The sequence below is a fragment of the Moraxella sp. CTOTU47915 genome (assembly GCF_031986685.1).
Lineage (GTDB): Bacteria > Pseudomonadota > Gammaproteobacteria > Pseudomonadales > Moraxellaceae > Faucicola > Faucicola tetraodonis.
The window spans coordinates 206,445-232,096 of record NZ_DAMAAE010000002.1; the positions used below are offsets into that span (position 1 = coordinate 206,445).

Here is a 25,652-nt window from a genome sequence, read left to right on the forward strand (position 1 = left end):
CTACGATTTTGAGTGATCAAATTTACTTTTTTATTTTTTGGTTTTTATTTTTTTTAAGGATACATGCCATGAACCATGCTGTCATGCATAATTTACCCAATTTTCACCGTAACGCCCTATCTGCTCTCACTAGCGCTTTGATATATGGCGCTCTATTGGTCATGCCAACATTGAACGCGCAAGCCGTGACTGCAGCAGCGGTAACCGCTAAAACCAACACAACCAGCAGCAAAACGACGGTGGAATCTAGTAAAAAATCTAGCACCAAATCTGCAGCGCAAACCACAAGCAAATCAACCAAAGCTGTGACAGCAAACAAAACCACCAACGCTGCCAAATCAGTCAAAGCTGACATCAAAACCAGCGGCTCAAAACCTACCACTCAAAAAACAGCAAAAGCTGTCTCCCAAACTGTGCCCGCAACATCAGAGGTCGCCAGCTCATCAGCCAAGCCAACGCCTGTCGTCACTAGCAACTCGCAAGATCAGGTCATTGATGGCGTGATTGCTATTGTCAACGACACCCCTATTTTACGCAGCCAGTTGGATCGCGCGGTTGCTCAAGCTTCTGCACAGCTTCAAGCGCAAAACAAACCTGTACCGCCGGCGCAGCAACTTTATCCGCAAGTATTGGATCAGCTAATTACTAAGCAAATTCAGCTTGATATCATCAAACGCCAAGGACTGCAGGCTGAAGAGAATGCAGTGAATGCTGCGTTGACCAATTTGGCGCAACAAAACGGGGTCGCAAGCCTTGCCGAATTCCAGCAAAAACTTGACGCCCAGCGCGCAGGTAGTTACCAAGCATTGCGTCAAAAAGTCAGTGAAGACTTGGCGATACAAACTTTGCAGCAGCAACAACTTAGCAGCCGCATTAAAATCTCCGATCAAGATGTCGATAACTTCTTAAAATCACCAGAGAGCAACGCTTTAGAAAAATCACAATATCGCACCTTACATATTCGCGTGCCTTTTGAAGCCGATGCCGCAGGTAAAACCAGCGACAAACAAAAAAAACAAGCGCTGACCGTAGCCACCCAAATTGCCAAAAACTTGCAAGCTGAGAATGCCAATATTGAGCAAATCATGACTGACGCGCAAACCAACTATAACGCGCAAATTCAAGGGGGCGATATGGGCTACCACGTCGCGGCAGAGTTACCGACAGAACTGTCAAAAAACATCACCGCCCTTGAAGTCGGGCAAGTCACCAACCCGATTGCCACGGCAGAAGGTTATAACGTGATTAAACTCGTAGATAAACGCGGCGGTCAACAAAAAATCATCGATCAATGGCATACCCGCCATATTTTAATCAGCCCATCGACCGTCCTACCGGCTGACATGGCGAAACAGCAGATCGACACTATCTATGAAAAACTGCGTCAAGGTGAGGACTTCGCTACTTTAGCAAGCACCTACTCAAAAGACCCAGGAAGCGCCAGCAACGGCGGCGATTTGGGCTGGGTCAGTGAAGGTGATATGGTACCAAGCTTTGAAGCAATGATGAAAAAAACGTCGGTAAATGACTATTCTGTGCCCTTTCAATCACAATTTGGCTGGCATATTCTTAAAGTCGATGAAAAACGCCAGAAAGATGTGAGTGATGTCTATCGTAAAAACATGGCTCGTGAAATTCTATACCAACGTATGGCACCGCAAGCGCTAGATGATTGGATGCAGGATTTAAGAGCCCAAGCTTACGTTAAAATTATGCAATAATTTAGCTTGCACAAAAAAGGCAGTATGATTGATTAACACACTGCCTTTTTTTATGAGAATTAATCCATGAAGATCAGCGTTGCCATTCTACCTGTTGCAGGTAGTTGATGCTGGGTTTGCCGACGATACGAATAAAATCGTGCATCACCATGGCTATCTAAACCACTTTTATGCACCTGATGAATGCCACAAGCCTTGAGCTGTAATTCTGCTATTGCAGGCAAATCGGCAAAATAATGACCGACCTTATCAGCATTTGGCTGAAACAACTGGTTAGCGACAGCCTCAGATACGTTTAACACTGATAACACCGCATCTTTGACACGTCTGTCCACTTCATAGCTCGATTGTGCGATGCTAGCGCCTATCCAAGCGTGCCACCCACGAGTGACCTTGTGCATTTCGGTAGGCGCATTATCCCCCGCTGCAAAGTCAAACTGGTGTACCATTTTTTGCACCGTTTTTGCAATGATATCCTTGCTAAGACCTTGCCAGCCAGCATGAATCGCCGCTATCAGCTTGTTATCATCTGCTGCATCGGTGGCTATCATGACAGGTACACAATCTGCTGTCATAATCGCTAAGGCAACGTTAGGCAAACGAGTAATATGCGCATCAGCAGATATCGCTGCTGTGCCAATTTTATCGGTAACCTGATAAATATCATTACCATGAATTTGATTAAGCCAATGAATGCTGTTTATTGCGGGATGATAGTGTTGCAAGGATTGCAGCAAGTGCGCACGATTTTGATGCACCTGCATACTATCATCCCCTACATGCAAGCCTAAATTAAATTGACCATACATAGCATTCAAACTAGACTGCCCCACTGCATCATTGTTTGACTTGGTTGGCATAGACTCACAGCCAGATAGGGTTTGAACCACGGTTACCCCTTGGCTAGGTGCGTGCGTCAGTTCAATCCAGTGTGAGTGCTTATCTGTCATTATTGGGCTCTTAGGTATTGGGGACTTAGTTATTAGGCTTTTAGGTATTAGGCTATAAGTTGGCTTGTGAATGATTTGTCGATTAAAACGCATCGCCCGGCACATACACCTCACCCGCCATCAGACGGCGCGCTGAACGGCTCATAGACACTTTTTTGGCTTGCCATTTGCCATCCACTTGCGAGGACTCACCCCCGACCAGTAGCGTGCCTGATGGGTGACCAAAGCGTACTTCAGACAACGCTTTGCCACCGGCCGCTTGGTTGACTAGCGTACCTTTAATGGTCGCTGCGGTGCCAATCGCAACCGAGGCTGTACCCATCATGGCATGGTGCAGTTGACCCATGCTCATCGCGCGTGCAAGCAAATCAATATCGCCTGCCTTGACTGCTTTGCCACTAGAGGCGGTATAATCAGCGGGTGGCGCAACCCAAGCAATTTTTGGGGTATGCTGACGGGTTTGAGCTTCTGTTAACGCTGCAATTAGTCCCATTTTAACTGCGCCATGGGCACGGATTTTTTCAAGCTTCGCCAAAATTTCTTGGTTACTGTTGATGTCTTTTTGCAGCTCAGCGCCCGTAAAACCCAAGTCTTTGGCATTTAAAAAAATCGTTGGGATTCCCGCATTGATCATCGTGACGTCAAATTCACCGATTTCAGGTACATCCAGTTTGTCAATCAAGTTGCCCGTCGGGAACATATCGCCATCGCTGTCCACAGGGTCGATAAATTCAATTTTGACTTCGGCTGCTGGGAAAGTCACACCATCTAGTTCAAAATCGCCCGTTTCTTGCACTTGACCATCGGTCATGGGTACATGCGCGATGATGGTTTTGCTAATATTTTGCTGCCAAATACGCACTTCACAAATGCCATTTTGGGGAACTTTACTGGCATCCACCAACCCATTAGCAATCGCAAATGAACCGACCGCAGCGGTTAAGTTACCACAGTTACCTGACCAATCAATCATCGCTTTGTCAATGGCGACCTGACCGAATAAATAATTCACATCATGATTGGCAACGTCTGTTTTTGACAAAATTACCACTTTGGAGGTTGATGATGAGCCATTTCCCAAACCGTCAATTTGCTTACCATACGGATCTGGACTACCAACCACTCTCAGTAAAAAACTATCTCGGGCTTGCCCTGGGGTTTGGCAGCGTTCAGGTAGGTCATCAAGCTTGAAAAAAGTACCTTTTGACGTACCACCGCGCATATAGGTAGCTTTAACAGCGATTTGTGGGGCAAAATGAGCCATGTTCATATCCTTATGGTGGCAGGCAGAGAATTGACGCATCAATTTGTTTTATGTTTAGTCACATTACTACATCAAAAACATGATAAAACAAATTGATGGCTGGGTGGCATACGTTAAACACGTCATCTAATAGTGGATAACGGGTTAGTACTGCTCGTTTTTTTCTTCAATGGTTAATTTGACATTGGTGTCGGTTGGGACTTTTTCATGCGATACTGACTTGGTCGATTTGTCTGTACTTGTGCTAGCCGCTGACTTAGTAGCGGTTGATTTGGTATCAGCATTTGCGGTGGTTGACTCAGATTTTTTATCCGATATTTTATCTGCGCTATCTGATGCTGTGTTTTTCTTGTCTGATGTGGTGGTCACGTCAGTCTTGGTTTTTTCGCTGTCGTTTTTTTCACTGTCTGTTTTTGGTTCTTCTGTGGTTTGTTTCTTGACAGGTTTGGTCGTTGAATTTTGGCTGTTGTTGGCAGCGACACTGGGTTTGCTAGTCACAGGCGGTAGAACAGGTATGGCGCCTGCCGAAGAACCGGCTAAGGGCGTATTAGATGGCTGGGTCAGCGTTTGCGCTAATGCCGAATTTGCCATAATCTCACCGACTAGCCCAATCACATCGTCGCCTGTGGTGCTATTGACTTGGTAATTGGCGCCGCTGGCTGATAACCCAAATCCAACAGGGTTTGCCACCAATGTGCTATTTTGCAGTTGATAACCACGCGACGCGATTTGCTCGGCGGCGACTGGCATTTTTAGACGGGTATAAATTTTATCGGCGTTATCGAGCTGCGCTTGAGGCATATTAAACGACACCGTCGCTTGGCATTTACCATTGCTACCATTCACGCTCTCTAGGTTGATTGCCACTTGCGACAAGCCATTTTGCAAGATAGTCATATCAACCACCGTACCTGCTTGCTGCTGAATGATGTCAGACTGTTTTTTGGCTTGCTGGTCGATGCGATTGACCAGATAACTGTGAATGGCACTGGTTGCCTTCTCATTGTTACAGGCAATATCAGACGTTTCAATTGACTTTTGCTCACTGCTTGCAGCACTGCCAGTTTGCTCGTCTTTTTGCTCATTGCGACTACATCCCACGACGGCTAAGGCAAAACACGCCAACAATAACGGCGTACGCATTTTTTTTGACAACGTATTTTGTGGGAAAATCATAGACATAAGGCACCTTCACGCAGAATTTATTACCATGCCATTATAAAGCAAAGTTTTGCAAATTGGCTAGTTGTTCACTATTATTTATAATAAAATTTAGTTGTAATAATTTTTAGTAGTCATAAAATTTTATTGTCTATTGCGAGCCATCGTATGCGCCATCCAAATCAAACCTATTATTTACTCGGTCATCGTGCTGCTCGCGCTGAACGGCTAGAGAACTGTCAAGACGGATTTGCCTACGTGCAGCAATTGCAAAAACAGGGTAAGCAGCTTGATGGGGTTGAATTTGACGTCCAAATGACCGCCGATGGCAAATTTGTGGTGGTACATGATGAAACCTTAAATCGTCTTACAGGACAACAATCGTGGATTGCTGATAAAACATGGGCTGAATTAGGCGCCATTGTGCAATCGGACTATGGGCGGTTTTCCCAACGTTTTGAACCCGGGTTTTTAAAACATCATGTATTGTTGCTAGACGATTTACCACCCTATCTGCAACACTTTTGCCATATTGAACTAGAAATCAAAACCCATGCCAAAACTCATCCAGCCTTGTTGGTTAAAAATCTGCTTAGGCTATTATCACAAGAAATATGGCAAGCTTTACCCATCACTTTGACCAGTTTTGATACCGATATTTTGTACCAAATTCAAAACCAACAGCAATTTTTAAATTTTCACTTTCCGACAGGCTTATTACTTGAACCCAAAACACTTGAGCCTAAAACACTTGAACCCAACACCACGCTGGCAAGCCAAATTGCTTTTTTACCGACGCCTGATGCAGCGGGTAAAAATTTAATATTGCAAACCTTTAATCGCGCTTGTGCGTTAGGCTGTAGCCAAGTGGGCATTTATTATCCGCTTATTACCCCAGCCCTGTTGGAAATTGCCAAAATTTATGGCTTAACAGTCAGCGCTTGGACGGTGAATGAAGTTGAGGTGGCAAAGCGCTTGATTGAGATGGGCGTGGATTGTGTGATTACAGATTATCCTACCCAATTTTTAACCCAATTATACGATTTTAACGTTTAAATTGACCCACTAAATTGACCAATCAGGAGATAACCATGAAACTTGCAGAAGCTTTGTTACGACGTGCCGATATGCAAAAAAAGCTCGCCAGCTTGAAATCGCGCATTGCTGAAAACGTCAAAGTCCAAGATGGCGACACCCCAAGTGAAAACCCGAATGAACTGCTGCTACAAGCCAATCAAGTCATGAGCGAGCTGTATGCGTTAATAGACCATATCCATCGCACCAATGCCATCGCTGTCATGCCCGATGGTGCAACCATGCTCAGCACTTTAGTCAAGCGTGATGAACTTGCCGAACGCCATCGCCTGCTGCAAACTGCGATTGATAATGCTAAGACGGAAGGCGATCGTTATAGCTATCGAGAAATCAAATGGCAAAAAGTGATTGAACCCGTCAGACTGCAAAAACAAGCAGATGACATAGCGGTCAAACTCAGAAACTTAAATATCCAATTGCAAGCCGCTAATTGGCAGATTGATTTAGTATAAGCTAGTTTGAAAAAACCCTACAATTTGCTATGATGGATTTGAACATACAGGGCGACTATCAGACCTTGTTTGGCGCGCTGTCCACCGAGAGGTTGAAAACAAATCGGGCACAGCTTGCAGGTCTGCGAGCAAGACCATCTTTTTACTTGTCATGCTCAGCACACCTTACTAGTTAAACCCGCTCACAAGGCGACTTTAGACCTGCACTCATTACTACCGGATATTGACTGTATGTTCACCTTTTTTGTCTAAAATCCTCTGTTTGATGGGGGCAAAACTTTTGCGGTGCATGGGCAAAATACCGTAATGTTGTATCGCTTGAATATGGGCGGCAGTGGGATAGCCTTTATGCTGCTCAATGCCATAATCAGGATATAACTCTGACAACGCCACCATGTCTCGGTCACGCGTCACTTTGGCAATCACACTGGCGCCACTGATACACGCATGTTTGCCGTCCCCTTTCACAATCGCTTGCTCATGCGTAATTTGCTGATAATTGGGCAAGTCAAACAACACGGGCAGTTTATTGCCATCCACCATGACGCTAAAGGTCGCCGTTGGGTATTGCGCTAACATTTGCGCCATCACGCCTGCCACCGCTTGTTTCATCCCTAGTAATGTCGCTTGTAAGATGTTGAGCTGGTCTATTAAGCTGGCAGAAATTTTGACAACCTGATGCGCGCTCGCCGTTTGTTCAATCAAGGAAAATAACGCTTCTCGTTTTTTCTCTGACAGTTTTTTGGAGTCGGTTAGCGCGCTTAGGGCATGATTGTGGCTAATACCTACACTATCAGCAGTGTGTAAATCAGTGCTTACGCTATCTTCTTTGATAGATAAAATCGCTTTATCGAAGATGAGCGCACAAACTACCACATCGCCCAATAACGGCCCGCGCCCGACTTCATCCACGCCGATAACAAAATGGTATTTATTCATTTAAAACTCGTTATAATGCTATAATTCAGGTGTTTATATTAACATATTGGGATTTAATCATGGCAACCTGGTGGGTTAATCAAGGTAGCAAAAAAGGCAAGCCTCAGAATAAGATTGTTTGGTCTCCATTAAGAAATAAAAGGGGTGCTTCACAATGGCACTGGGAAACGATGTGGGATGCAGTTGAAGGTGATAAAATTTATCATTATACAAATAGTTTTATTGTAGGCGAAAGTTTAGTAACCAAAAGCGCAGTCAAAAGCAGGAATCCTTATCCTAACAATGATATGTGGGAATCAGAAGGTAAGCTTTTGGAAGTGGATTATACTCCCTATGAAAAACCTATTCACAAAACTAAAATTTCCGCAGATAATCGAACAAAATTTACCGGTAAAAATGGACCATTCAATACGAATGGCGATGTCCAGCAAGGTTATTTTTTTCCAATTTCTGCCGAGTTAGAAACTATTATTGAGAAATTGAAGTAACCATTAACTTTATAGAGGATATACATGAATATTTTAGTAATTGGCACAGGTGGACGTGAGCACGCATTGGCATGGCAATGCGCCAAAGATAGCAAAGTTAGCACGGTTTTTGTTGCCAACGGCAATGCAGGCACAGCGCTTGAACACAAACTACAAAATGTCGATTTAAACGTCAAAGACCATGCGGCGGTGATTCAATTTTGCCAAGACAATGACATTGCCTTTGTGCTGGTTGGTCCTGAAGCGCCACTTGTGGCAGGTATGGTCGATGACTTAACAACAGCAGGTATCAAAGCCTGGGGACCCACGGCGTATTGCGCGCAGCTTGAAGGGTCAAAAGCCTTTGCCAAAGATTTTATGATAAAACACCATATTCCTACCGCCAAATACCAAACTTTTAGCGATGCCGAGCAAGCGATTGCTTATGTGAAAGCCGAAGGCGCGCCGATTGTCATTAAAGCCGATGGTTTAGCCGCAGGTAAAGGCGTGATTGTGGCGATGAGCGAACAAGAAGCCGTTGATGCCATCAATGATATGTTATCGGGCAACAAATTTGGTGATGCGGGCAGCCGTGTGGTGATTGAGCAGTTCTTGCAAGGCGAAGAAGCCAGCTTCATCTGTATGATAGATGGCAACCATATTTTACCGATGGCAACCAGCCAAGATCACAAACGTATTGGCGAAGGTGATAGCGGTCTTAATACAGGCGGTATGGGGGCTTACTCACCTGCCCCCGTGGTGACACAGCAAGTACATGATAAGGTGATTGAGCGTGTGATTCAGCCAGTGGTCGATGCCATGAACGCTAATGGCACGCCTTATACGGGATTTTTGTACGCAGGCTTGATGATTGATGACCACAATGACCCCTATGTGATTGAGTTTAATTGCCGTTTTGGTGACCCAGAAACACAGCCCATTATGATGCGCCTAAAAGGCTCAATGGTTGACTTGATAGCCTCAGGGTTGGATGGCAATCTCCCCAAACAAACCGAGTGGGATGAGCGTCCTGCCTTGGGTGTGGTACTGGCTAGCAAAGGCTATCCAGAAAGCGCGAGCAACGGCGATGTCATCCATGGGTTACCAACGCTTGACTCACAATATGGGCAAACGGATATGGATGTCAAAGTTTTCCACGCAGGCACCAAAGCGTTTGATAATGGTGAAATTATCACCAATGGCGGCCGTGTGGTTTGCGTGACGGCGCTCGGTGACGATATTTTGGATGCGCAAACCAAAGCCTTAGCAGTTTGTGGCGCTATTAGCTTTGATGGTATGCAATATCGCCGTGATATCGGTTGGCGCGCTATTCAATCTAGCGCCGAATAACCAACAACCAATAAGATGGCATTTAGACATCTAGCCACTGTGTTAGCCAAGTGGTTACGCTAAGTGTTAATCCGCTTTATTAAAAATCGGTAACAACAATCAAAGCAAATCATGTGTTAAAATGATTTGCTTTTTATTTGGCTTTTTCTTTCAAAAACATTAGGCACCCTGTATGGCAAATCCGCAAAATTACGATAACCAACCGCTTGAACAGCTCAAAACCTCGGCGCTTGACCGTCGGTTATCGATTGCCAAAGCATCGCTCAATATCGGCAGACGATGGGCGACCAATAGCGCCTTTGGATTATTTAAGTCAAAGGAAGAAAAAGCGGTACAAAAACAAGCTTTTATGCGTGAGCAAGCCCAATATTTGGTGGATGAGCTGGGTAAACTCAAAGGCTCAGTGGTCAAAATCGGTCAAATGTTAGCCCTTTACGGTGAGCATTTTTTACCCCCCGAAATCACAGAAGCCTTACAGACATTGAACAGTCAGACGACCGCTTTTTCCTGGTCAATTATCGAATCAGCACTGCAAAAAGAATTGGGCGATACCATCCATGAGTTTGATATCGACCATACGCCAATTGGCACCGCCTCACTTTCGCAAGTACATAGAGCAGTTCATAAAGCCACGGGCGAGCAAGTGGTGTTTAAGGTGCAATATCCCAATATCGCTGATGCCGTGGACAGTGATTTGGATTTGTTCCGCCAACTGCTTAGAGTCACCAATGTTGTGCCGCAAACCCGCCAACTCGATGATTGGTTTGAAGAAATCCGTGACCTGCTGCATCATGAAGTCAACTACCTTCTCGAAGCAGATACCACTGAGTTATTTTTTCAGCGTTTTGCTGGCGATAGTCGTTATGTGGTGCCGCGCATCCTCAAAGCTTATAGCACCGATAGGCTGCTATGTATGACCTATGAAGATGGCGTGTCGATTTTGGATGAGCAAGTATTTGCGCTACCGCAAGAAAGACGAAATGCGATTGGGCAGGCTTCGATTGAAATTATGCTGCGTGAGATTTTTGAATGGGGGGATATGCAGACCGACCCCAATTTTGGCAACTATCTGATTCGCCTAGCACAGCAGCCTGAGACACAGCTTGACCAATTGGTGTTATTGGACTTCGGCGCGATTCGGCAGTTTGATGACAATCTGCTACTCATCGCCCGTAATTTGCTGTTGGCAGGGGTTTTTCATGACCGTAGCAAAATGCGCCAAGCAATTGATCAAGCAGGCAAGCATTTTGAATTCTTTGCTAATCTTAGCGATTCGGTGAAAAATGATATGGTAGAGCTATGTTTGCTTGCCAGTGAACCCTTTAGTTTGCCAAGTCGTAATCCGACAATTCCACCGAATGTACTAGATGTACATGGCAATTATATTTGGGCGGAAAGTGATTTACATAACCGTGTCATTAAGCTTGCCAGCAAATCAGCGACCTCAAAATCCTTTAGCGTGCCGCCTAAAGAGCTGATGTTTATTAGCCGTAAATTCATCGGCGCTTACACGTTTATGACTGTGCTTGATGCAAGAACCAAAGCCCATGACTTGATGGCAACATTCACCTCAGAAGATTGGACGTAAATTTGCCGTCAATATCACCGCGCCCAACTTGATAAAGCGTCAAATTTCGTATGGGATTTTTACTGTTTTTTCCACGTCAGCCAATTATCAATCACCGCATTGGCGGGATTGATGTTGCTTTGTTCACGCAGCCACTCTGATGTTTGCCGCAAATCTCGCAGCTGCTCGTTATAGTTTTTGACTTTTAATGATTGCTGTACCACACGGCAAATATTGTCTGGGTTGGCGTCTTCTTGTAGCAATTCTGGTACGATTTCTCGACCTGCCAAAATATTAGGCAGTGCCACATACGGCACTTTGACTAGGCGTTTTGCCAGCCAAAAGGTCATTTTATTGAGTGAATATACCACTACCATCGGTTTACCCAGTAGCATGGCTTCAAGCGTGGCGGTACCCGATGCCAGCAGCACCAAGTCTGACGCCGCCATCACCCGTTGGCTAAAATCCGCTTGTGTTTCATCACAGCTCACTGTGACATGATGGCGCACCTGCGCTGATTGGGCTTCTAGATATTGCTCTACGATAGTCAGTAGATGCTCGTTGACCGTTGGTACGATAAAGCATAGCTTATCATCCATAATCAACAGTTGATGAATGGCTTTGAGCATTTTTGGAAAAATCGCATCGATTTCACTGCGTCTTGAGCCTGGCATCACTGCAATGAGATGACTCATTTCAAGCTCGCCCATTTTGACAAAAAACTGATGATAGGTGGGATTATCCCAAATCAATTCACGGCGCAGCTCATCCATGGGCGTTGTAAACAAATTGTCATCCATGGTTTTGAGGAGTGAATGCCCGACACACACGGCGGGATGATCATGTTTTTGGTACACAGACAACTCAAAAGGAAACAAACACAGCACCAAATTGGTCGCGCGTTTGATTTTCTCAATTCGCCCTTCCCGCCATGCCCATATCGATGGGCTGACATATTGCACACAATAAATACCCGCTGATTTTAACCGTTCACCCAATCGTAAATTAAAATCAGGCGCATCAATGCCGACAAAAATATCGATTGAATTTTGTTTAAACGCTGCCAAAATCTCATCGCGTGCTTTAAACAAATCTGGCAAATGCTTGACCACTTCCACCAAGCCCATCACCGACAAACGAGACATCTCAATGACTGAGTTAAGCCCCTGCGCTTGCATCTGTGCGCCACCCACCCCCACCCACACAATGTCATCACGCAAATTATTCATCTGGCGCATGAAGTCTGCACCCAGCGCATCGCCTGAGACCTCGCCTGCTACGATACCAATGACAATCGGCTGAAATTTATTTTTAGCAACGTTTTGCAGCAAGTTCTCTCCACTGATGTTAGAAAAGCTCGCTTCGCTGACGTTAGAAAAGCTGGCTGCGCTTGGGTTAGCAATATCGGTTGCGAGTGTTGCGTTTGCAGCAAGGTCTGAAATGGTTTGTGCAGGGGCGTTAGCGTACATGGGATTAAACAGCCTTGTTTGGTTATAATTTTAAAAAAATATTTTAGGGGTAAACAGATGAAAAGTAAAACCATCAAAAAATTTAAATGACAGTTATTTGTTATTTTGTACTAGTATACTGATACAAGAGTTGTTATAATGTTGCTGTAGGATATGCAGATTACCCAAATATCCAAAAAAACTTTGACCAAACAGATTTTGAACATTGACAAAATATTTTATCAACTGCCAAACTAAAAGTAGGCTTTCCTACTGACTCAAGTAATGACATTATAAATTTTTTGGTTTATAGTGATTTTTTAAATTTTTGCCAACAGCCTGTGAGAATTATGACAACTTTTGCCAAAACTGATATCGCTGATGTAGATAATGTGAATATTGAAGCAATTTTACCGCTAGTGACGCCTGCGGAATTAAAAAACGAACTACCACTAAGCCCCAAAGCTATCGAGACGGTGACCAAAGGTCGCGAAACCGTGCGTAATATTTTAGACGGTAAAGACAAACGTTTATTGATGGTGATTGGTCCCTGCTCGATTCATGACGTCAACGCTGCCCATGAATACGCCGATAAACTGTTGGCTTTATCCAAAGAAATTGAAGACAGTATTTATGTGGTGATGCGTGTGTATTTTGAAAAACCCCGTACCACAGTGGGCTGGAAAGGCTTAATCAATGACCCAGACATGAATGATAGCTTTGATATCAATAAGGGCTTGCGTGTTGCGCGCAAACTGCTGCTTGATTTGAATGAAAAAGGCTTACCTTGTGCAACCGAAGCGCTTGATCCCAATACACCGCAGTATATCCAAGATTTAATTAGTTGGTCAGCGATTGGCGCACGTACCACTGAGAGTCAGACTCACCGCGAGATGTCTTCAGGTCTGTCTTGTCCAGTCGGCTTTAAGAACGGTACAGATGGCGGTATGACAGTGGCTGTCAATGCCATGCAAGCGGTGAAATCTGGTCATAGCTTTTTAGGTTTATCTGCCGATGGTCTGGTGTCTATCATTCAATCAAAAGGTAATCCATACGGTCATGTGGTGCTTCGTGGCGGTAATGGCAAACCCAACTATGATGCCAGTGCCGTTGCCCAAGCGGAAAATGAACTTGCCAAAGGTAAAGTCTCAGGCAAAATCATGATTGACTCAAGTCATGCCAATTCAAATAAAGACCCTTACCTGCAACCGATGGTCATTCAAAATATCGCTGAGCAAATCAAACACGGTAATCGCTCGATTATTGGGATGATGGTTGAAAGTCATCTTAAAGGCGGTCGTCAAGATTTGACCGCGGATTTGAGCCAGCTTGAATATGGCAAGTCTATTACCGATGGCTGTATCGATTGGGATACCACAGTCAAAGCGATGCATGATTTACGTGACGCCATTAAGGATGTATTACCCACTCGCCAGTTGAATGATTAAGCCTTTAGCATTTGAATAAATTTAATTAACCGCTATAATGAATTTGTAGCGGTTTTTTTGTTGATGAAATTAGGGTCTAAACATGAGCGAAAAATTGGAAAAATATGGCGTCAAAATCGTAGAACGTCCGGCCATTAAGCCCACTAAAAAACTTGATTTGTCAGGTATTTATGGTATGCAAATTATCAAATCGGAAACCAAACTAGTTCTACGCACTCATAACAAAACCTTTAAACGCCTAGCAGATATGTAATGGAGTTAATATTTTTCCCATTTGAGCGGGTTATTGAAATAAATGCCTATATCCTTTCAACAGAAAAAGGTATGAAGGGGCAAGCAGACATTGGCAAATTACAAGGTGCTTTAGCGAGAATTGATAATGCCATTGTATATGGTGAACTTAATGATATTTTTGAGATTGCAGCGAAGTATGCAACAAGTATCGCTGTAGCTCATGCATTATCTGACGCCAATAAACGAACAGGTCTTGCGGTTGCTTTAGAATATTTGTCATTAAATGATTTTGAAATCACGATTGACCATATTTTGTTGGCTGATGCGATGCGAGATTTAGTTATCGGGGAAGTGACTGAATCCGAGTTTGCCGATATCCTTTATTCTCAATATGCATCGAGCAGTAGACTAGGTTAATAATGCGGCGGTTTATCGCTCAACAAATCAAACGGCTGAATTTGTGAGCCTTGTGTTTGAGTTTCCAATTTTTGATAAAGTAGCTGTAATTGCCGTTGTTGGTCAGCAATCAGTTGGCTTTGCCCGGTGACGATATTATCAAGTTTATCCAATGTATCTTCCATAAACAGCACTTGCGTTTGTAAATCAATCAACGCTTGGGTTAATTTTTCTACCATATTAACCAACCCGTTTTCATCGCTTGCCTGTTTTTGGTGATCTTTTTCGCTCATTTAGAATGCCTCATAAGTTTCCCCACAATTTTTTGCCATAAAGTCTGCTACAATAGCCGCATTTTCCTATTATACAAACATTTTTACTAAACTTTGAGAAAGTTATGGCACTGATTCATTTACGAGATATTCATTTAGCATTTGGTATTGCACCGATTTTGGACGGTATTGATTTTAATATCGAACAAGGCGAACGCGTGTGTTTGATTGGGCGCAATGGTGAAGGCAAATCAACTTTGTTTAAGGTCATTAGCGGTCAAGTCAAAGCGGACAGTGGCGAATTCCAAATCAGTGGTGATTTGAAAATTGCCATGCTTGAGCAAGACATTCCCGAAACGTCGGGCAAAGTCAGTGACATCGTTATGGCAGGTGCCGGTGACGTGGCAACATGGCTAACAGCCTACGAGCAAGCCAGTGATAAATGCGCCAGTGGTGACATGAAAGCCTGCGAATTGATGTCAGATTTGCAGCATAAAATTGATGATGCCCATGGGTGGGACTTGACCCGCGAAGTACAGACCATGCTGTCGATGATGAACTTGGACGGCGATGCCGATATTAGTGAATTATCGGGCGGTCGCAAACGCCGTGTGCTGCTTGCGCGTGCGCTGATTACCAAACCTGATGTGCTACTACTTGACGAGCCGACCAACCATTTGGATGTAGAAAGTATCGAATGGCTTGAGCAATTTTTGCTAAACGCGCAAGGATTAACCCTGCTGTTTATCTCGCATGACCGCTCGTTTATTGACAAAATCGCCACCCGCATTGTCGAGCTTGACCGCGGTATTCTACGCAGTTATGACGTCACTAAGCAAGCAGGCAATGTCAATAAAGGCTATGCCCGCTACCAAGAACTTAAAGAACAACAACTGAGTGCCGAAGAAAAAGCCAATGCCAATTTTGATAAAAAACTGGCTGAAGAGGAAGTGTGGATTCGTCAAGGCATCAAAGCGCGCCGTACCCGCAATGAAGGTCGCGTGCGCGCGTTAAAGGCGCTGCGTGAAGAACGTAAATCCCGCCGTGAGCAAGTCGGACAAGTTAATATCAGCATGAACGATGGCGACAACAGCGGCAAATTGGTTGCCAATGTCAAACATCTCAATCTAGGTTATGGCGATAAAACCTTGGTGAAAGATTTTACCACCAGCATCATGCGTGGTGACCGTATTGGTATTATCGGTAAAAACGGTGTCGGTAAATCCACGCTCATTCATGCGATTTTGGATATTCCGCAGCCTGATATCACCAAATCTGGCTCAGTCAAATTAGGCACCAATCTACAAATCGCCTTTCTTGACCAACTGCGTGACCAACTTGATCTAGAAGCAACTGTGGTACAAAACGTCGCGGAAGGTTCTGATTTTGTAGAAGTGGCGGGTAAAAAGAAACATATCATCGGCTATTTGCAAGATTTCTTATTTGCCCCAGAACGCGCCAGAACGCCGGTCAAAGCCTTGTCAGGCGGCGAGCGTAACCGCGTTTTGCTAGCCAAACAGCTACTAAAACCTGCAAATATCTTGGTACTTGATGAGCCGACCAACGACTTGGATATGGCAACCCTAGAGCTGTTAGAAGAAGCTGTCGATAGCTTTAATGGCACCATCTTACTGATTAGCCATGACCGTACCTTTATGGATAATGTCGTAACATCAACTTGGGTTTTTGATGAAGATAGCGATGGCAATGGTATTGTCAAAGAATATGTCGGCGGCTATCAAGACTATTTGACGCAAAAATCCCGTGAACAAGCGATTAAACCCAAAGCGGACAAATCAGAAAAGACAACAGCAAAGCCCAAAGAAGCCATTAACACTGATGCGCCAAAAACTGATACAGTGAAGAAAAAGCTGAGCTACAAAGAACAGCGTGAATTAGATAGTCTCCCCAATGAAATCGCGCTACTTGAGCAAGAGCAAGCTGAACTTCAAGACAAATTAGCCGATGGCAGCTGGTTTGTGAGCGATATGGCAGCCGCTACCCAAGCCAGTGAACGACTCAACGAGATTGATGATTTGCTACTTGAAAAAATGGCACGTTGGTCAGAACTTGATGATTAAGACAAGTAAACAATTTATAAAGGCAAAGTTAGCAATTAACTTTGCCTTTTTTTATCTTTTATATTAGTTAATATTGACAATAACCAATATAATGTAATTTATACTTGAAAATAGCTTTTTTGCTCCTATATTAAAGCTATCAATAAGGAGAAAAATCATGGCGATGCAAAATAGCAATAAAACTTACCGACAAGTCGACAAAATTCATGCCGCCCCACGCCCCCATTGGGTGGGTGATGGTTTTCATGTCAACCCGATGTTCAATCACATGGTGGGTGATAAACGCACCGATCCTTTTTTAATGCTCGACTATGCGGCAACACAGTATTTTGAGCCCAATGCTCAAGCGCCGCGCGGTGTCGGACAACATCCGCACAAAGGCTTTGAAACGGTAACTATCGCCTATGCAGGTGAAGTGTCCCACCGTGATTCTAGTGGCGGTGGCGGTACTATTAAGACAGGTGACGTGCAGTGGATGACGGCGGGCAATGGCGTGATTCATGAGGAATTTCACTCCCCTGAATTTAGCCAAGCAGGCGGTGATTTTAGTATGGTACAGCTTTGGGTCAATCTACCTGCCAAAGATAAAGCCACGCCTGCCAAATACCAACATCTTGCCAATGATGACATGGCAGTGGTCAGTCTGCATGATGATGACGGACTGCATGCAGGACAAGTTAAGGTAATTGCTGGGGAGTTTACCCCTACTGTCAATACCAAAGCCCCTCAGCAGGGTGACAATAAGGCACGCGGCATTGGCACGACTTTTACCCCTATTAACTTGTGGGATATCAGTATTGAACCCAATCGCTCCATAGAAGTCGCGATTTCTCGCACTCACAATTTGTTGTTATTGTCGATGCAAGGCGATGTTATCATCAACGCCGATCACGACCAGCAAGCACACGCCAATCAATTAATCACTTTTGAGATTGAAAGTGGCGAGACGGGCGACGATTTTGTACGCTTAACGGCGGGCAAAGCGGGAGCGAAAATCTTGCTGATGAGTGGTGAACCGATTAATGAGCCGGTGGTGGGTTACGGACCCTTTGTGATGAATAGCCAAGCCGAAATCCGTCAAGCCATCTTAGATTTTAATGCAGGAAAATTTGGCGGTATTCAATAAATTTTTCGGCTAAAAAAAAGCGATATCATGGATTTGATATCGCTTTTTTATTACTTATTTATCTTGATTATTTATCTTGGTAGGTGCAAAGATAAGCCGTTTCTTCGTCAATTTTGACTTTGAATTTTTGGTTGGCATCGACAGTAAAGGTTTCATTGGCTTTAAAAGTTTGCCAGTCAGTTTGGTTTGGCAATAGTGCTGAGATAGCCCCGCTAATGACGGTCATGGTTTCAAATTGACTTGTGCCAAATTCGTATTCGCCTACTTTCATCACACCCACGGTCGCAGGTAGGGTGGCTGTTTGAAAACCGATTGATGCCACATTGCCATCAAAATATTGATTGACTTTTAGCATAGTTACTCCTCAAAATTAGCTACTATAAACCGATTATCATAAACTTTTTTGACCAATTATCAATCCTATTTTCCAAAAAACGCTGGCAAAACTGCCAAAATCTGGCAAATACTTTTACCGCAATTTTTGTAGTATTTTTATATCAATTATTCCTTAACAATTAAAATTTCCTATTTTTGTGCTATATTCAATTTTTTTACCACAGTTGTTATGTTTGTACGCATTTGGCTTGTATTAATTGAGGTTATTGCTTTATGTATGTTAAATATTCGTCGTCTATCGTCGCTTTATCGCTCTGCTTGTCGCATCGTTTTGCTGGTCAAAAACTGGCATTGCCTGTCAGCTTAGCGGCATTGTTGGCAGCTTGTTCATCAGCCCCTGTTCAGACCCAACCCCAAAAATTACCAGGTACGTTGCCGACTGCCCCTGTGGTCATTACAGTACCCCCTAAAGTCACGCCCGTGCCACCTGTGACTGTTCCAACCAATCAATACAGCAGCTTTTATCAGTGGAAATCGGATTTTATTGAACGGGCTGTGCAAAAAGGTTACCCCCGTGCTGATGTTGAACGCTTGCTGTCAAGCGCCAACTACAGTGAGCAAGTGGTGTCACTGGATAAAGGACAGCCTGAATTTGCCAAAATGCCTTGGGAATATATCGATGGTGCCGCATCGAGTGGTCGTGTCAGTGGCGGTCAGCGCAATTTTGCCAGCCAAAGCGCGCTACTTGAGCGCATTGAAAATCAGTATGGTGTGCCGGCCTCTATTGTGACTGCCATTTGGGGCATGGAATCTTCTTACGGTCAAGGCACAGGCAACTCATCACTGGTTAATAGTTTAGCGACCCTGGCATATGATGGTCGCCGCCGCAGTTTTGCAGAGGATCAGCTACTAGCGCTGTTGTCGCTGCTTGAGCGTGGTGATATTGATTGGTCGCAACTGCGCGGCTCTTGGGCAGGTGGGATGGGACATACCCAATTTATTCCCAAAACTTGGCTAGATGAAGCAGTAGATGGCAATGGTGATGGTCATCGTAACCCTTGGAATACCGCTGATGCATTAGCTTCTACCGCAAGCTATCTTAAAAATGCCGGCTGGCAACGTGGCATGGGCTCATACTATGAGGTACGATTACCAAATGGTTTTGATTATCGCCAAGTCAGTACCAAAAAAACCATGGCGGACTGGCAAAATTTAGGCATTCAATTTATCACCCCAAATGCGCCCATGGATGCGATGGCAGAATTGTGGCTCCCTGCGGGTAAAGAGGGTCCTGCGATTTTATTAACCAAAAATTTTGATGCCATTAAGGTATACAATAATTCCTCCAATTACGCCATGGGGGTAAGCTTACTTGCCAAAGCCATTATCGGGCAGCCAGGTTTACAGCAATCTTGGCCGCGCTATGAGCAGCCACTTGCTACTTATGAAGTACGCCAACTGCAACAGCGTTTGACGGCAATGGGTTATGATACCAAAGGGTCAGATGGCGTCGTAGGCACCAATACCAAATTGGCATTCCAGCGCTGGCAAGCAGACCACAACCAAATCCCAGATGGATTTATCTCAAAACGCTCGGCAAGCGGGCTGATTAATTAATGCATTTATTCATAAAAAAGCCACCGAATGATTCAGGTGGCTTTTTTATTTAATTATCCATACTAAATTCTTCAGCGTAGCTATTCCAACCAAGTTTGGTACGGCAAGCTTCAAAAAAATCCACCCCAGGTGGGTGTAATAGTGTAAGTTTGTTCGGATGCTTGTGAATCACTAAACGCTGGTTTTGGTTAAGCGGCACCGATGGTTTCCCATCTGCACTCACCATCGGCTGGGTGCGGTTATCTTTATGGATGCGGATTTTGATTTCGCTGTTGCCGCTGACCACAATCGGGCGGCTTGATAAGGTATGTGGATGCATGGGCACCAGACAAATGGCATCCATACTAGGATGAATAATCGGCCCGCCACCTGATAGCGCATAAGCGGTGGAACCCGTCGGTGTGGAGGCAATCAGACCATCACTGTGCTGACGATAGACATTAAGCCCATCAATTTTTAAATGAAAATCTAGCATATGCACTGACTTGCCTGCATGCAGCACAATGTCATTTAGCGCCATATCTTCATAAATCACATGTGCACCTTGACGGATTTCCATCTTTAGCAAGAATCGATCTTCAAGCTGATAATGATCTTGTAAAATACTGGTCAATTTTACGTTTAAATCATCAGGATAAATGTCAGTTAAAAACCCTAAACGTCCGCGGTTCACCCCCACTACTGGCACTTTGTGTTTGACGAGTACTTGCGCCGCATGTAGCAGCGAGCCATCACCACCGACCACAATGACCAAATCACAAGCACCGCCGAGCAAACTACGCTCAATCGTAGCAATCTCGCCTAGGCGTGCAAAATCTAATGCCGGCAACCGTGCCGTTTGATGGTCAATTAATAAAGGCAACCCTTGCTCATGAAAAAAGTCACAAATTTGGTAGATACTTTGAATGACACTTGGCTTGTTGGCACGACCCATAATGCCGATACGCCCAAAGGCAGGATTGGGAATAAGTGTGGACGTCATAGCAGAAAATTAACTGATAAAGATTGAACTATTTTATCACAGCTTACTGGCTCACGTTATGCCCAATCAGTATTTTATATTACAAAATTGCTAACCTTCGTTGTGCAGTTAATGTATACAAACTCATTGCTATTTGCTAATTTAAGGTAATTAACATATAGCTAAATTTTGAAATTTTTTAACGCTTGGGAGCAAATTTTTATGGCAAATCCGATTATATCTCGCGCTGAACTTGCGGTTAGCACGACACCGATGACGGTCAAAGGGGTTATCCGAAAAACCTCTTTTCTGTTAGGTTTGACGACCTTATCGGGTGTTGGTTTTTTTGGCTATTGCCTAACTAGTGGCGTCACTTCAGGTTTTGTTAGTGTAGCGGCTTTAGCCAGTATCTTGGTGGCTTTTGTATTGAGTATGGTAATTATCTCAAAACCCCACATAGCTAAAACATTGGCAATTCCTTATGCCATTTTAGAGGGCATCGTGATTGGCGCGATTTCCCTGTTTGCGAGTATTAAGTTTCCCACAGTTGCTCCGACGGCGTTGGTCGCAACTTTTGTGACCGCTGCGGTGATGCTGGCGCTTTATCGCAGTGGCGTGATTAAAGTCACCCAAAAATTTCGTTCTGTGATGATGTCTGCTGTGATCGCTATCATGCTGGTGTATCTAGTACAAATCGGGTTTAGCCTATTTGGTAGCTCACTGCCGTATTTGTTTAGCGGTGGCGTGGTGGGTATTGGTTTTAGCTTGCTGGTGATTGTGATCGCATCACTGAGCCTGTTATTAGATTTTGATAGTGTTGAGCGAGCCCATGCCGCAGGGGTGGATGAAAGCTATGAATGGGTCTTAAGCGTTGGTATCTTATCAACACTGGTATGGATGTATATTGAATTTGTGCGTTTACTGCGTTCACTGCAAAACTAAGTTTTATCAAATAAAAAAACACGGTTTAAAGTATCGTGTTTTTTTATGGCTTGTAGTTTAAGGTAATAGTCTTTCCATCACCCATTGCTCGTCATCTAGCGAATAGACAATGCGGTCGTGCATACGATTGGCTCTACCCTGCCAAAATTCGATTTTTTCTACCGTCAGCAGATAGCCTCCCCAAAATTCTGGTAAAGGGATTGGGTTGTCCGCATACTGCAAAGTTAATTGGGCAAATTTGTCTTCCATTACCTCGCGGCTGGCAACCACGCTGCTTTGTGGCTCGCTGACCCAAGCGGCTAGTTGGCTGTCACGAGGACGGCTATGAAAATACTGAGCGGATTGTTCACGGCTAACTTTTTGCACCGCGCCGGTAAGACGGATTTGTCTTTCTAAGCTTGGCCAAAAAAATAATGCTTCAGCATTGGGGTTGGTCGCCAAATCACAGCCTTTGGCACTGTCGTAATTGGTATAAAACACGAGGCCAATGCCCGCTGTTTCCAATTGGATAATTTCACGCATCAGTAAAGTGCGCACACTTGGCTGCCTATCACGTCCACAAGTCGCCAGTGAAAACGCATACGCTTCCCCTTGCTTGCTATCAATCGCTTGCTGCACCCAAGTTTGTAGCAAGCCAAACGGCTGCTCCGGCAAGTGTGATTCGATAAGCTCGCCTTGCTCATACGATAATCGTTGACTGGTAAAATCAATACTCATGTTTTATCCTTATGAAATGTCAACTTTACGCCATCACTTGGCGTACTTTTTCAGCAAGTTCATTGGCTAGCATATCGCACTCAATCTCATCATCGCTTTCAACCATCACCCGAATTAATGGCTCTGTACCTGATTGACGAATCAGTAAACGACCCCGTCCTGTCAATTTTTCTTCGGCAGCTTTAAACGCATTTGCCAATTCTGGGAAGGTATAGGGATCTTGTTTTTGCGCCAATCTGACATTGACCAATTTTTGTGGTAGCTGGGTATAACCCTTCATCAGCTCTGATAATGATTGTTTGCTCTGCGCCATCACCGCAAGCACTTGCAGGCCTGCCACAATCGCATCGCCCGTACTGGCTTTATCTAGGGTTAAAATATGACCCGATGACTCACCGCCCAGTATCCAGCCATTTTTTTCAAGCCCTTGCATGACATAGCGGTCGCCGACTTTGGCGCGCTCAAAGGCAATACCGGCTTTGTCAAACGCCAATTGCAGACCCATGTTGGTCATCAAGGTACCTACCACGCCATCGACTTGTTGCTCGGCTTGGGTGGCTAAAATATATAAAATGCCGTCACCATCAACCAACTCGCCTTTTTCATTGACCATGACGATACGGTCGCCATCGCCATCTAAAGCAATACCCACTTGGGCATCATGGTCAAGCACTGCTTGTTGCAAGTTTGCCGGATGCGTAGAGCCGACATTGTCGTTGATATTAATGCCATCGGGTTTATCGCCAATCGCAATTACGGTGGCACCTAACTCACCTAATACACGGGGCGCGACGCTGTATCCTGCCCCATTGGCACAGTCAACGACGATTTTTAGGGCATTTAAATTTAGGTTGTAGGGGAAAGTGCCCTTGCAAAACTCGATATAGCGGCCTTTGGCATCTTCCACACGATAACTTTTTCCTAGCGCTTCTGGGGTGTCAATAACGACATTGATATCTTTGATTTCATCAATTTTTTCATTGATGGCTTGCTGAATTTCATCTGACAGCTTTTTGCCTTCATTGGAGAAAAATTTGATACCGTTGTCATAAAACGGATTGTGGGATGCGGATATCACCACGCCCGCATCAGCGTGAAAACTTCGGGTCAAATGCGCGATGGCAGGGGTTGGAATAGTGCCTAGCATATGCACATCTACCCCTGCGGCGTTAAATCCAGCTTGCAGACAGGCTTCAATAACATAGCTGGAGAGTCGTGTATCTTTACCAATGACGACATTGGGACGATGATTTTCGTTCGGGGTCGCTTGGTTGGCTAGCAGCACTTTACCCGTGGCATAGCCTAATTTGATTAAAAACTGCGGATGTATCGGAAATTCCCCAAACTTACCACGAATACCATCAGTACCAAAATAACTCATTTAATTCTCCTTTATCGCCCATTGTTGTTATCACAATATAAAATTTTAGCATAGCAAAATTTCACGCATGTTGCGACATCTGTTTGTTTTTATGGGTGATGGCGCAACACGTTACTTTAGGCTATAAAAACTTTGGGCAATAAATTGGGCTATAAAAAAACTGGGTAGTTAACCCAGTTTTAGCGCAATCAACCTATCACTTAGTTTACACGGTAATTAGGGGCTTCTTTGGTGATTTGTACGTCATGTACGTGAGATTCTTTCATGCCGGCCGAAGTCACACGCACAAATTGTGGTTTGCTACGCATTTCTTCAATATTGGCACAGCCTGTGTAACCCATTGACGAACGTAAGCCACCGGCTAATTGGTTGATGATACCATTCATTGGACCTTTGTAAGGGACGCGACCTTCGATACCTTCAGGTACCAATTTTTCTACCCCTTCTTTGGCGTCTTGGAAATAACGATCAGATGAACCATTTTGTCCTGACATCGCACCTAGCGAACCCATACCACGGTAGGCTTTGTAGTAGCGACCTTGGAATAGCTCCACTTCCCCTGGCGCTTCTTCGGTACCTGCAAGTAAAGAACCCACCATGATACAAGAGGCACCCGCTGCTAACGCTTTTGCCATATCGCCTGAAAAACGGATACCACCATCGGCTATCAGTGGAATATCATTTTTTAGCGCATCAGCCACGTTGCTAATCGCTGAAATTTGCGGCACGCCGATACCTGCGATGATACGTGTGGTACAGATAGAGCCCGGACCGATACCCACTTTGACCGCATCGGCACCCGCATCACGCAACACGAGTGCCGCATCAGCAGTGGCGATATTACCGCCAATCACTTGGATGTTTGGATAGTTCTTTTTCACCCAAGCCACGCGATCAATGACGCCTTTTGAATGACCATGTGCGGTATCTACGACAATCACGTCCACATCGGCAGCGATGAGCGCTTCAACGCGGGCTTCGGTATCTGCGCCCGTACCCACTGCCGCGCCAACACGTAGCCGACCTTTGCTATCGCGGCAAGCATTTGGGTTGTTTTCAGCTTTGGTGAAATCATTGACAGTGATCAAGCCTTTTAATTGAAAATTGTCGTCCACAACAATCACTTTTTCGATGCGGTGTTCGTGTAGCAAACGTTTGATATTCTCTGTGGGCTCGCCTTCTTTGACTGTCACCAATTTTTCTTTTGGGGTCATAATATTGCGAACAGGCTGGCTTAGGTTATTTTCAAAACGGATATCACGGTGGGTGACGATACCGACCACTTGGTTACCTTCTACCACAGGCACACCACTGATTTTGTTTTCTTTGGTGATGCGAAGCAATTCGCCAACACTGGTATCGGGTGATACGCTGATAGGGTCAACAACCGTACCGGCTTCAAATTTTTTCACCCGGCGTACTTGCATGGCTTGTAAATCAATGTCCATGTTTTTGTGCAAAATACCCATACCGCCAAGCTGGGCAATGGTAATCGCCATTTGCGATTCAGTCACAGTATCCATCGCGGCAGATACAATGGGTAGATTGAGCTCAATACCGCGTGTCAAACGGGTTTTTAAATCTACCATCTTAGGCAAGACTTCAGAATAAGCAGGTAGTAGCAGCACATCATCAAAGGTAAGTGCTTCATCAACAATTCGTAACATAAAGACCTCGGAGCAGTTAAAAGTAGTTAAATAGTAATTAAAATTTTGTTGTGGTGAAAA

The 25,652-nt window shown here is 44.5% G+C and carries 24 protein-coding genes; 13 read left to right on the forward strand and 11 right to left on the reverse strand.

Translation table 11 applies throughout. The annotated features are described in order from the left end of the window. Positions 1 to 68 precede the first annotated feature (68 nt). Positions 69 to 1,721: a peptidylprolyl isomerase gene (locus RTL34_RS03100; protein ID WP_312114506.1), complete on the forward strand. Its 1,653-nt coding sequence runs from the start codon at positions 69 to 71 to the stop codon at positions 1,719 to 1,721. 59 nt (positions 1,722 to 1,780) lie between these two features. On the opposite strand, the gene pgeF is transcribed toward RTL34_RS03100, so the two are convergent. The 3 genes from pgeF to RTL34_RS03115 form a co-directional block, all read right to left on the reverse strand. Beyond that, a complete protein-coding gene (gene pgeF / locus RTL34_RS03105) occupies positions 1,781 to 2,671 on the reverse strand; it encodes a peptidoglycan editing factor PgeF (protein ID WP_312114508.1) in 891 nt (296 codons plus the stop codon). Between the two features lie 82 nt (positions 2,672 to 2,753). Next, the gene (gene prpF / locus RTL34_RS03110) at positions 2,754 to 3,935 is read right to left on the reverse strand and encodes a 2-methylaconitate cis-trans isomerase PrpF (protein WP_312114510.1); all 1,182 of its coding nucleotides are present in this window, start codon (positions 3,933 to 3,935) and stop codon (positions 2,754 to 2,756) included. Positions 3,936 to 4,079: 144 nt separating this feature from the next. Further along, entirely contained in the window at positions 4,080 to 5,117 is a 1,038-nt protein-coding gene (locus tag RTL34_RS03115; RefSeq protein ID WP_312114511.1) for a hypothetical protein, read from the reverse strand. A 147-nt stretch (positions 5,118 to 5,264) separates the two neighbouring features. Between RTL34_RS03115 and RTL34_RS03120 the strand changes: the two genes are divergently transcribed. Together RTL34_RS03120 and RTL34_RS03125 are read left to right on the forward strand one after the other, a co-directional pair. After that, positions 5,265 to 6,152 (forward strand): glycerophosphodiester phosphodiesterase, encoded by an 888-nt coding sequence (locus RTL34_RS03120; protein ID WP_312114513.1) that lies wholly within the window; start codon positions 5,265 to 5,267, stop codon positions 6,150 to 6,152. A 35-nt stretch (positions 6,153 to 6,187) separates the two neighbouring features. Continuing rightward, positions 6,188 to 6,643: a DIP1984 family protein gene (locus RTL34_RS03125; protein ID WP_309592937.1), complete on the forward strand. Its 456-nt coding sequence runs from the start codon at positions 6,188 to 6,190 to the stop codon at positions 6,641 to 6,643. Between the two features lie 213 nt (positions 6,644 to 6,856). Here RTL34_RS03125 and RTL34_RS03130 read toward each other — a convergent pair whose 3' ends face one another. Continuing rightward, entirely contained in the window at positions 6,857 to 7,582 is a 726-nt protein-coding gene (locus RTL34_RS03130) for a ribonuclease HII (RefSeq protein WP_312114514.1), read from the reverse strand. 59 nt (positions 7,583 to 7,641) lie between these two features. Between RTL34_RS03130 and RTL34_RS03135 the strand changes: the two genes are divergently transcribed. From RTL34_RS03135 to RTL34_RS03145, 3 genes are all read left to right on the forward strand, one after another. Beyond that, entirely contained in the window at positions 7,642 to 8,070 is a 429-nt protein-coding gene (locus RTL34_RS03135) for a hypothetical protein (protein WP_312114516.1), read from the forward strand. A 24-nt stretch (positions 8,071 to 8,094) separates the two neighbouring features. Further along, complete coding sequence (gene purD, locus RTL34_RS03140) at positions 8,095 to 9,399, forward strand: phosphoribosylamine--glycine ligase (protein ID WP_312114518.1); 1,305 nt, start codon at positions 8,095 to 8,097, stop codon at positions 9,397 to 9,399. Positions 9,400 to 9,571: 172 nt separating this feature from the next. After that, entirely contained in the window at positions 9,572 to 10,987 is a 1,416-nt protein-coding gene (locus RTL34_RS03145; RefSeq protein WP_312114519.1) for an ABC1 kinase family protein, read from the forward strand. A gap of 59 nt (positions 10,988 to 11,046) precedes the next feature. Here RTL34_RS03145 and lpxB read toward each other — a convergent pair whose 3' ends face one another. Then, positions 11,047 to 12,435, reverse strand: a complete 1,389-nt coding sequence (gene lpxB / locus RTL34_RS03150; protein ID WP_312114521.1) for a lipid-A-disaccharide synthase — start codon at positions 12,433 to 12,435, stop codon at positions 11,047 to 11,049. 329 nt (positions 12,436 to 12,764) lie between these two features. On the opposite strand from lpxB, the gene RTL34_RS03155 reads away from it, so the two are divergent. The 3 genes from RTL34_RS03155 to RTL34_RS03165 all read left to right on the forward strand — a co-directional run bounded on the left by RTL34_RS03155 (position 12,765) and on the right by RTL34_RS03165 (position 14,513). Further along, positions 12,765 to 13,862, forward strand: coding sequence for a 3-deoxy-7-phosphoheptulonate synthase (locus RTL34_RS03155; RefSeq protein WP_072092860.1), 1,098 nt, complete (start codon positions 12,765 to 12,767; stop codon positions 13,860 to 13,862). Between the two features lie 82 nt (positions 13,863 to 13,944). Further along, positions 13,945 to 14,115, forward strand: coding sequence for a hypothetical protein (locus RTL34_RS03160; RefSeq protein ID WP_007116753.1), 171 nt, complete (start codon positions 13,945 to 13,947; stop codon positions 14,113 to 14,115). Then, positions 14,115 to 14,513, forward strand: coding sequence for a type II toxin-antitoxin system death-on-curing family toxin (locus tag RTL34_RS03165; protein ID WP_036604258.1), 399 nt, complete (start codon positions 14,115 to 14,117; stop codon positions 14,511 to 14,513). Before RTL34_RS03160 ends, RTL34_RS03165 begins: the two co-directional genes overlap by 1 nt. On the opposite strand, the gene RTL34_RS03170 is transcribed toward RTL34_RS03165, so the two are convergent. Continuing rightward, on the reverse strand, positions 14,510 to 14,785 hold the full coding sequence (locus RTL34_RS03170; protein WP_282841006.1) for a SlyX family protein: 276 nt from the start codon (positions 14,783 to 14,785) through the stop codon (positions 14,510 to 14,512). The two genes, RTL34_RS03165 and RTL34_RS03170, sit on opposite strands and share 4 nt — an antisense overlap. Before the next feature lie 104 nt (positions 14,786 to 14,889). Between RTL34_RS03170 and RTL34_RS03175 the strand changes: the two genes are divergently transcribed. Continuing rightward, entirely contained in the window at positions 14,890 to 16,845 is a 1,956-nt protein-coding gene (locus tag RTL34_RS03175; RefSeq protein ID WP_312114526.1) for an ATP-binding cassette domain-containing protein, read from the forward strand. A gap of 163 nt (positions 16,846 to 17,008) precedes the next feature. Beyond that, positions 17,009 to 17,971: a pirin family protein gene (locus tag RTL34_RS03180; RefSeq protein WP_312114579.1), complete on the forward strand. Its 963-nt coding sequence runs from the start codon at positions 17,009 to 17,011 to the stop codon at positions 17,969 to 17,971. Between the two features lie 67 nt (positions 17,972 to 18,038). Here the strand turns inward: RTL34_RS03180 and ppnP are convergent, their stop codons facing one another. Then, a complete protein-coding gene (ppnP, locus tag RTL34_RS03185) occupies positions 18,039 to 18,326 on the reverse strand; it encodes a pyrimidine/purine nucleoside phosphorylase (protein WP_036597446.1) in 288 nt (95 codons plus the stop codon). A 254-nt stretch (positions 18,327 to 18,580) separates the two neighbouring features. On the opposite strand from ppnP, the gene RTL34_RS03190 reads away from it, so the two are divergent. Continuing rightward, positions 18,581 to 19,924 carry a lytic murein transglycosylase gene (locus RTL34_RS03190; protein ID WP_312114529.1) on the forward strand — a complete coding sequence of 448 codons (1,344 nt, stop codon included), beginning with the start codon at positions 18,581 to 18,583 and terminating at the stop codon, positions 19,922 to 19,924. A gap of 49 nt (positions 19,925 to 19,973) precedes the next feature. Here RTL34_RS03190 and RTL34_RS03195 read toward each other — a convergent pair whose 3' ends face one another. Beyond that, the gene (locus tag RTL34_RS03195; protein ID WP_312114531.1) at positions 19,974 to 20,906 is read right to left on the reverse strand and encodes an NAD(+) kinase; all 933 of its coding nucleotides are present in this window, start codon (positions 20,904 to 20,906) and stop codon (positions 19,974 to 19,976) included. A 201-nt stretch (positions 20,907 to 21,107) separates the two neighbouring features. Between RTL34_RS03195 and RTL34_RS03200 the strand changes: the two genes are divergently transcribed. Further along, positions 21,108 to 21,827 (forward strand): Bax inhibitor-1/YccA family protein, encoded by a 720-nt coding sequence (locus RTL34_RS03200; RefSeq protein ID WP_201664250.1) that lies wholly within the window; start codon positions 21,108 to 21,110, stop codon positions 21,825 to 21,827. 57 nt (positions 21,828 to 21,884) lie between these two features. Here the strand turns inward: RTL34_RS03200 and pdxH are convergent, their stop codons facing one another. The 3 genes from pdxH to guaB all read right to left on the reverse strand — a co-directional run bounded on the left by pdxH (position 21,885) and on the right by guaB (position 25,592). Next, positions 21,885 to 22,544 (reverse strand): pyridoxamine 5'-phosphate oxidase, encoded by a 660-nt coding sequence (gene pdxH, locus RTL34_RS03205; RefSeq protein WP_099807973.1) that lies wholly within the window; start codon positions 22,542 to 22,544, stop codon positions 21,885 to 21,887. Positions 22,545 to 22,569: 25 nt separating this feature from the next. Beyond that, the gene (gene glmM / locus RTL34_RS03210) at positions 22,570 to 23,925 is read right to left on the reverse strand and encodes a phosphoglucosamine mutase (RefSeq protein ID WP_312114534.1); all 1,356 of its coding nucleotides are present in this window, start codon (positions 23,923 to 23,925) and stop codon (positions 22,570 to 22,572) included. 200 nt (positions 23,926 to 24,125) lie between these two features. Then, a complete protein-coding gene (guaB, locus tag RTL34_RS03215) occupies positions 24,126 to 25,592 on the reverse strand; it encodes an IMP dehydrogenase (protein ID WP_282840998.1) in 1,467 nt (488 codons plus the stop codon). Positions 25,593 to 25,652: the final 60 nt, after the last annotated feature.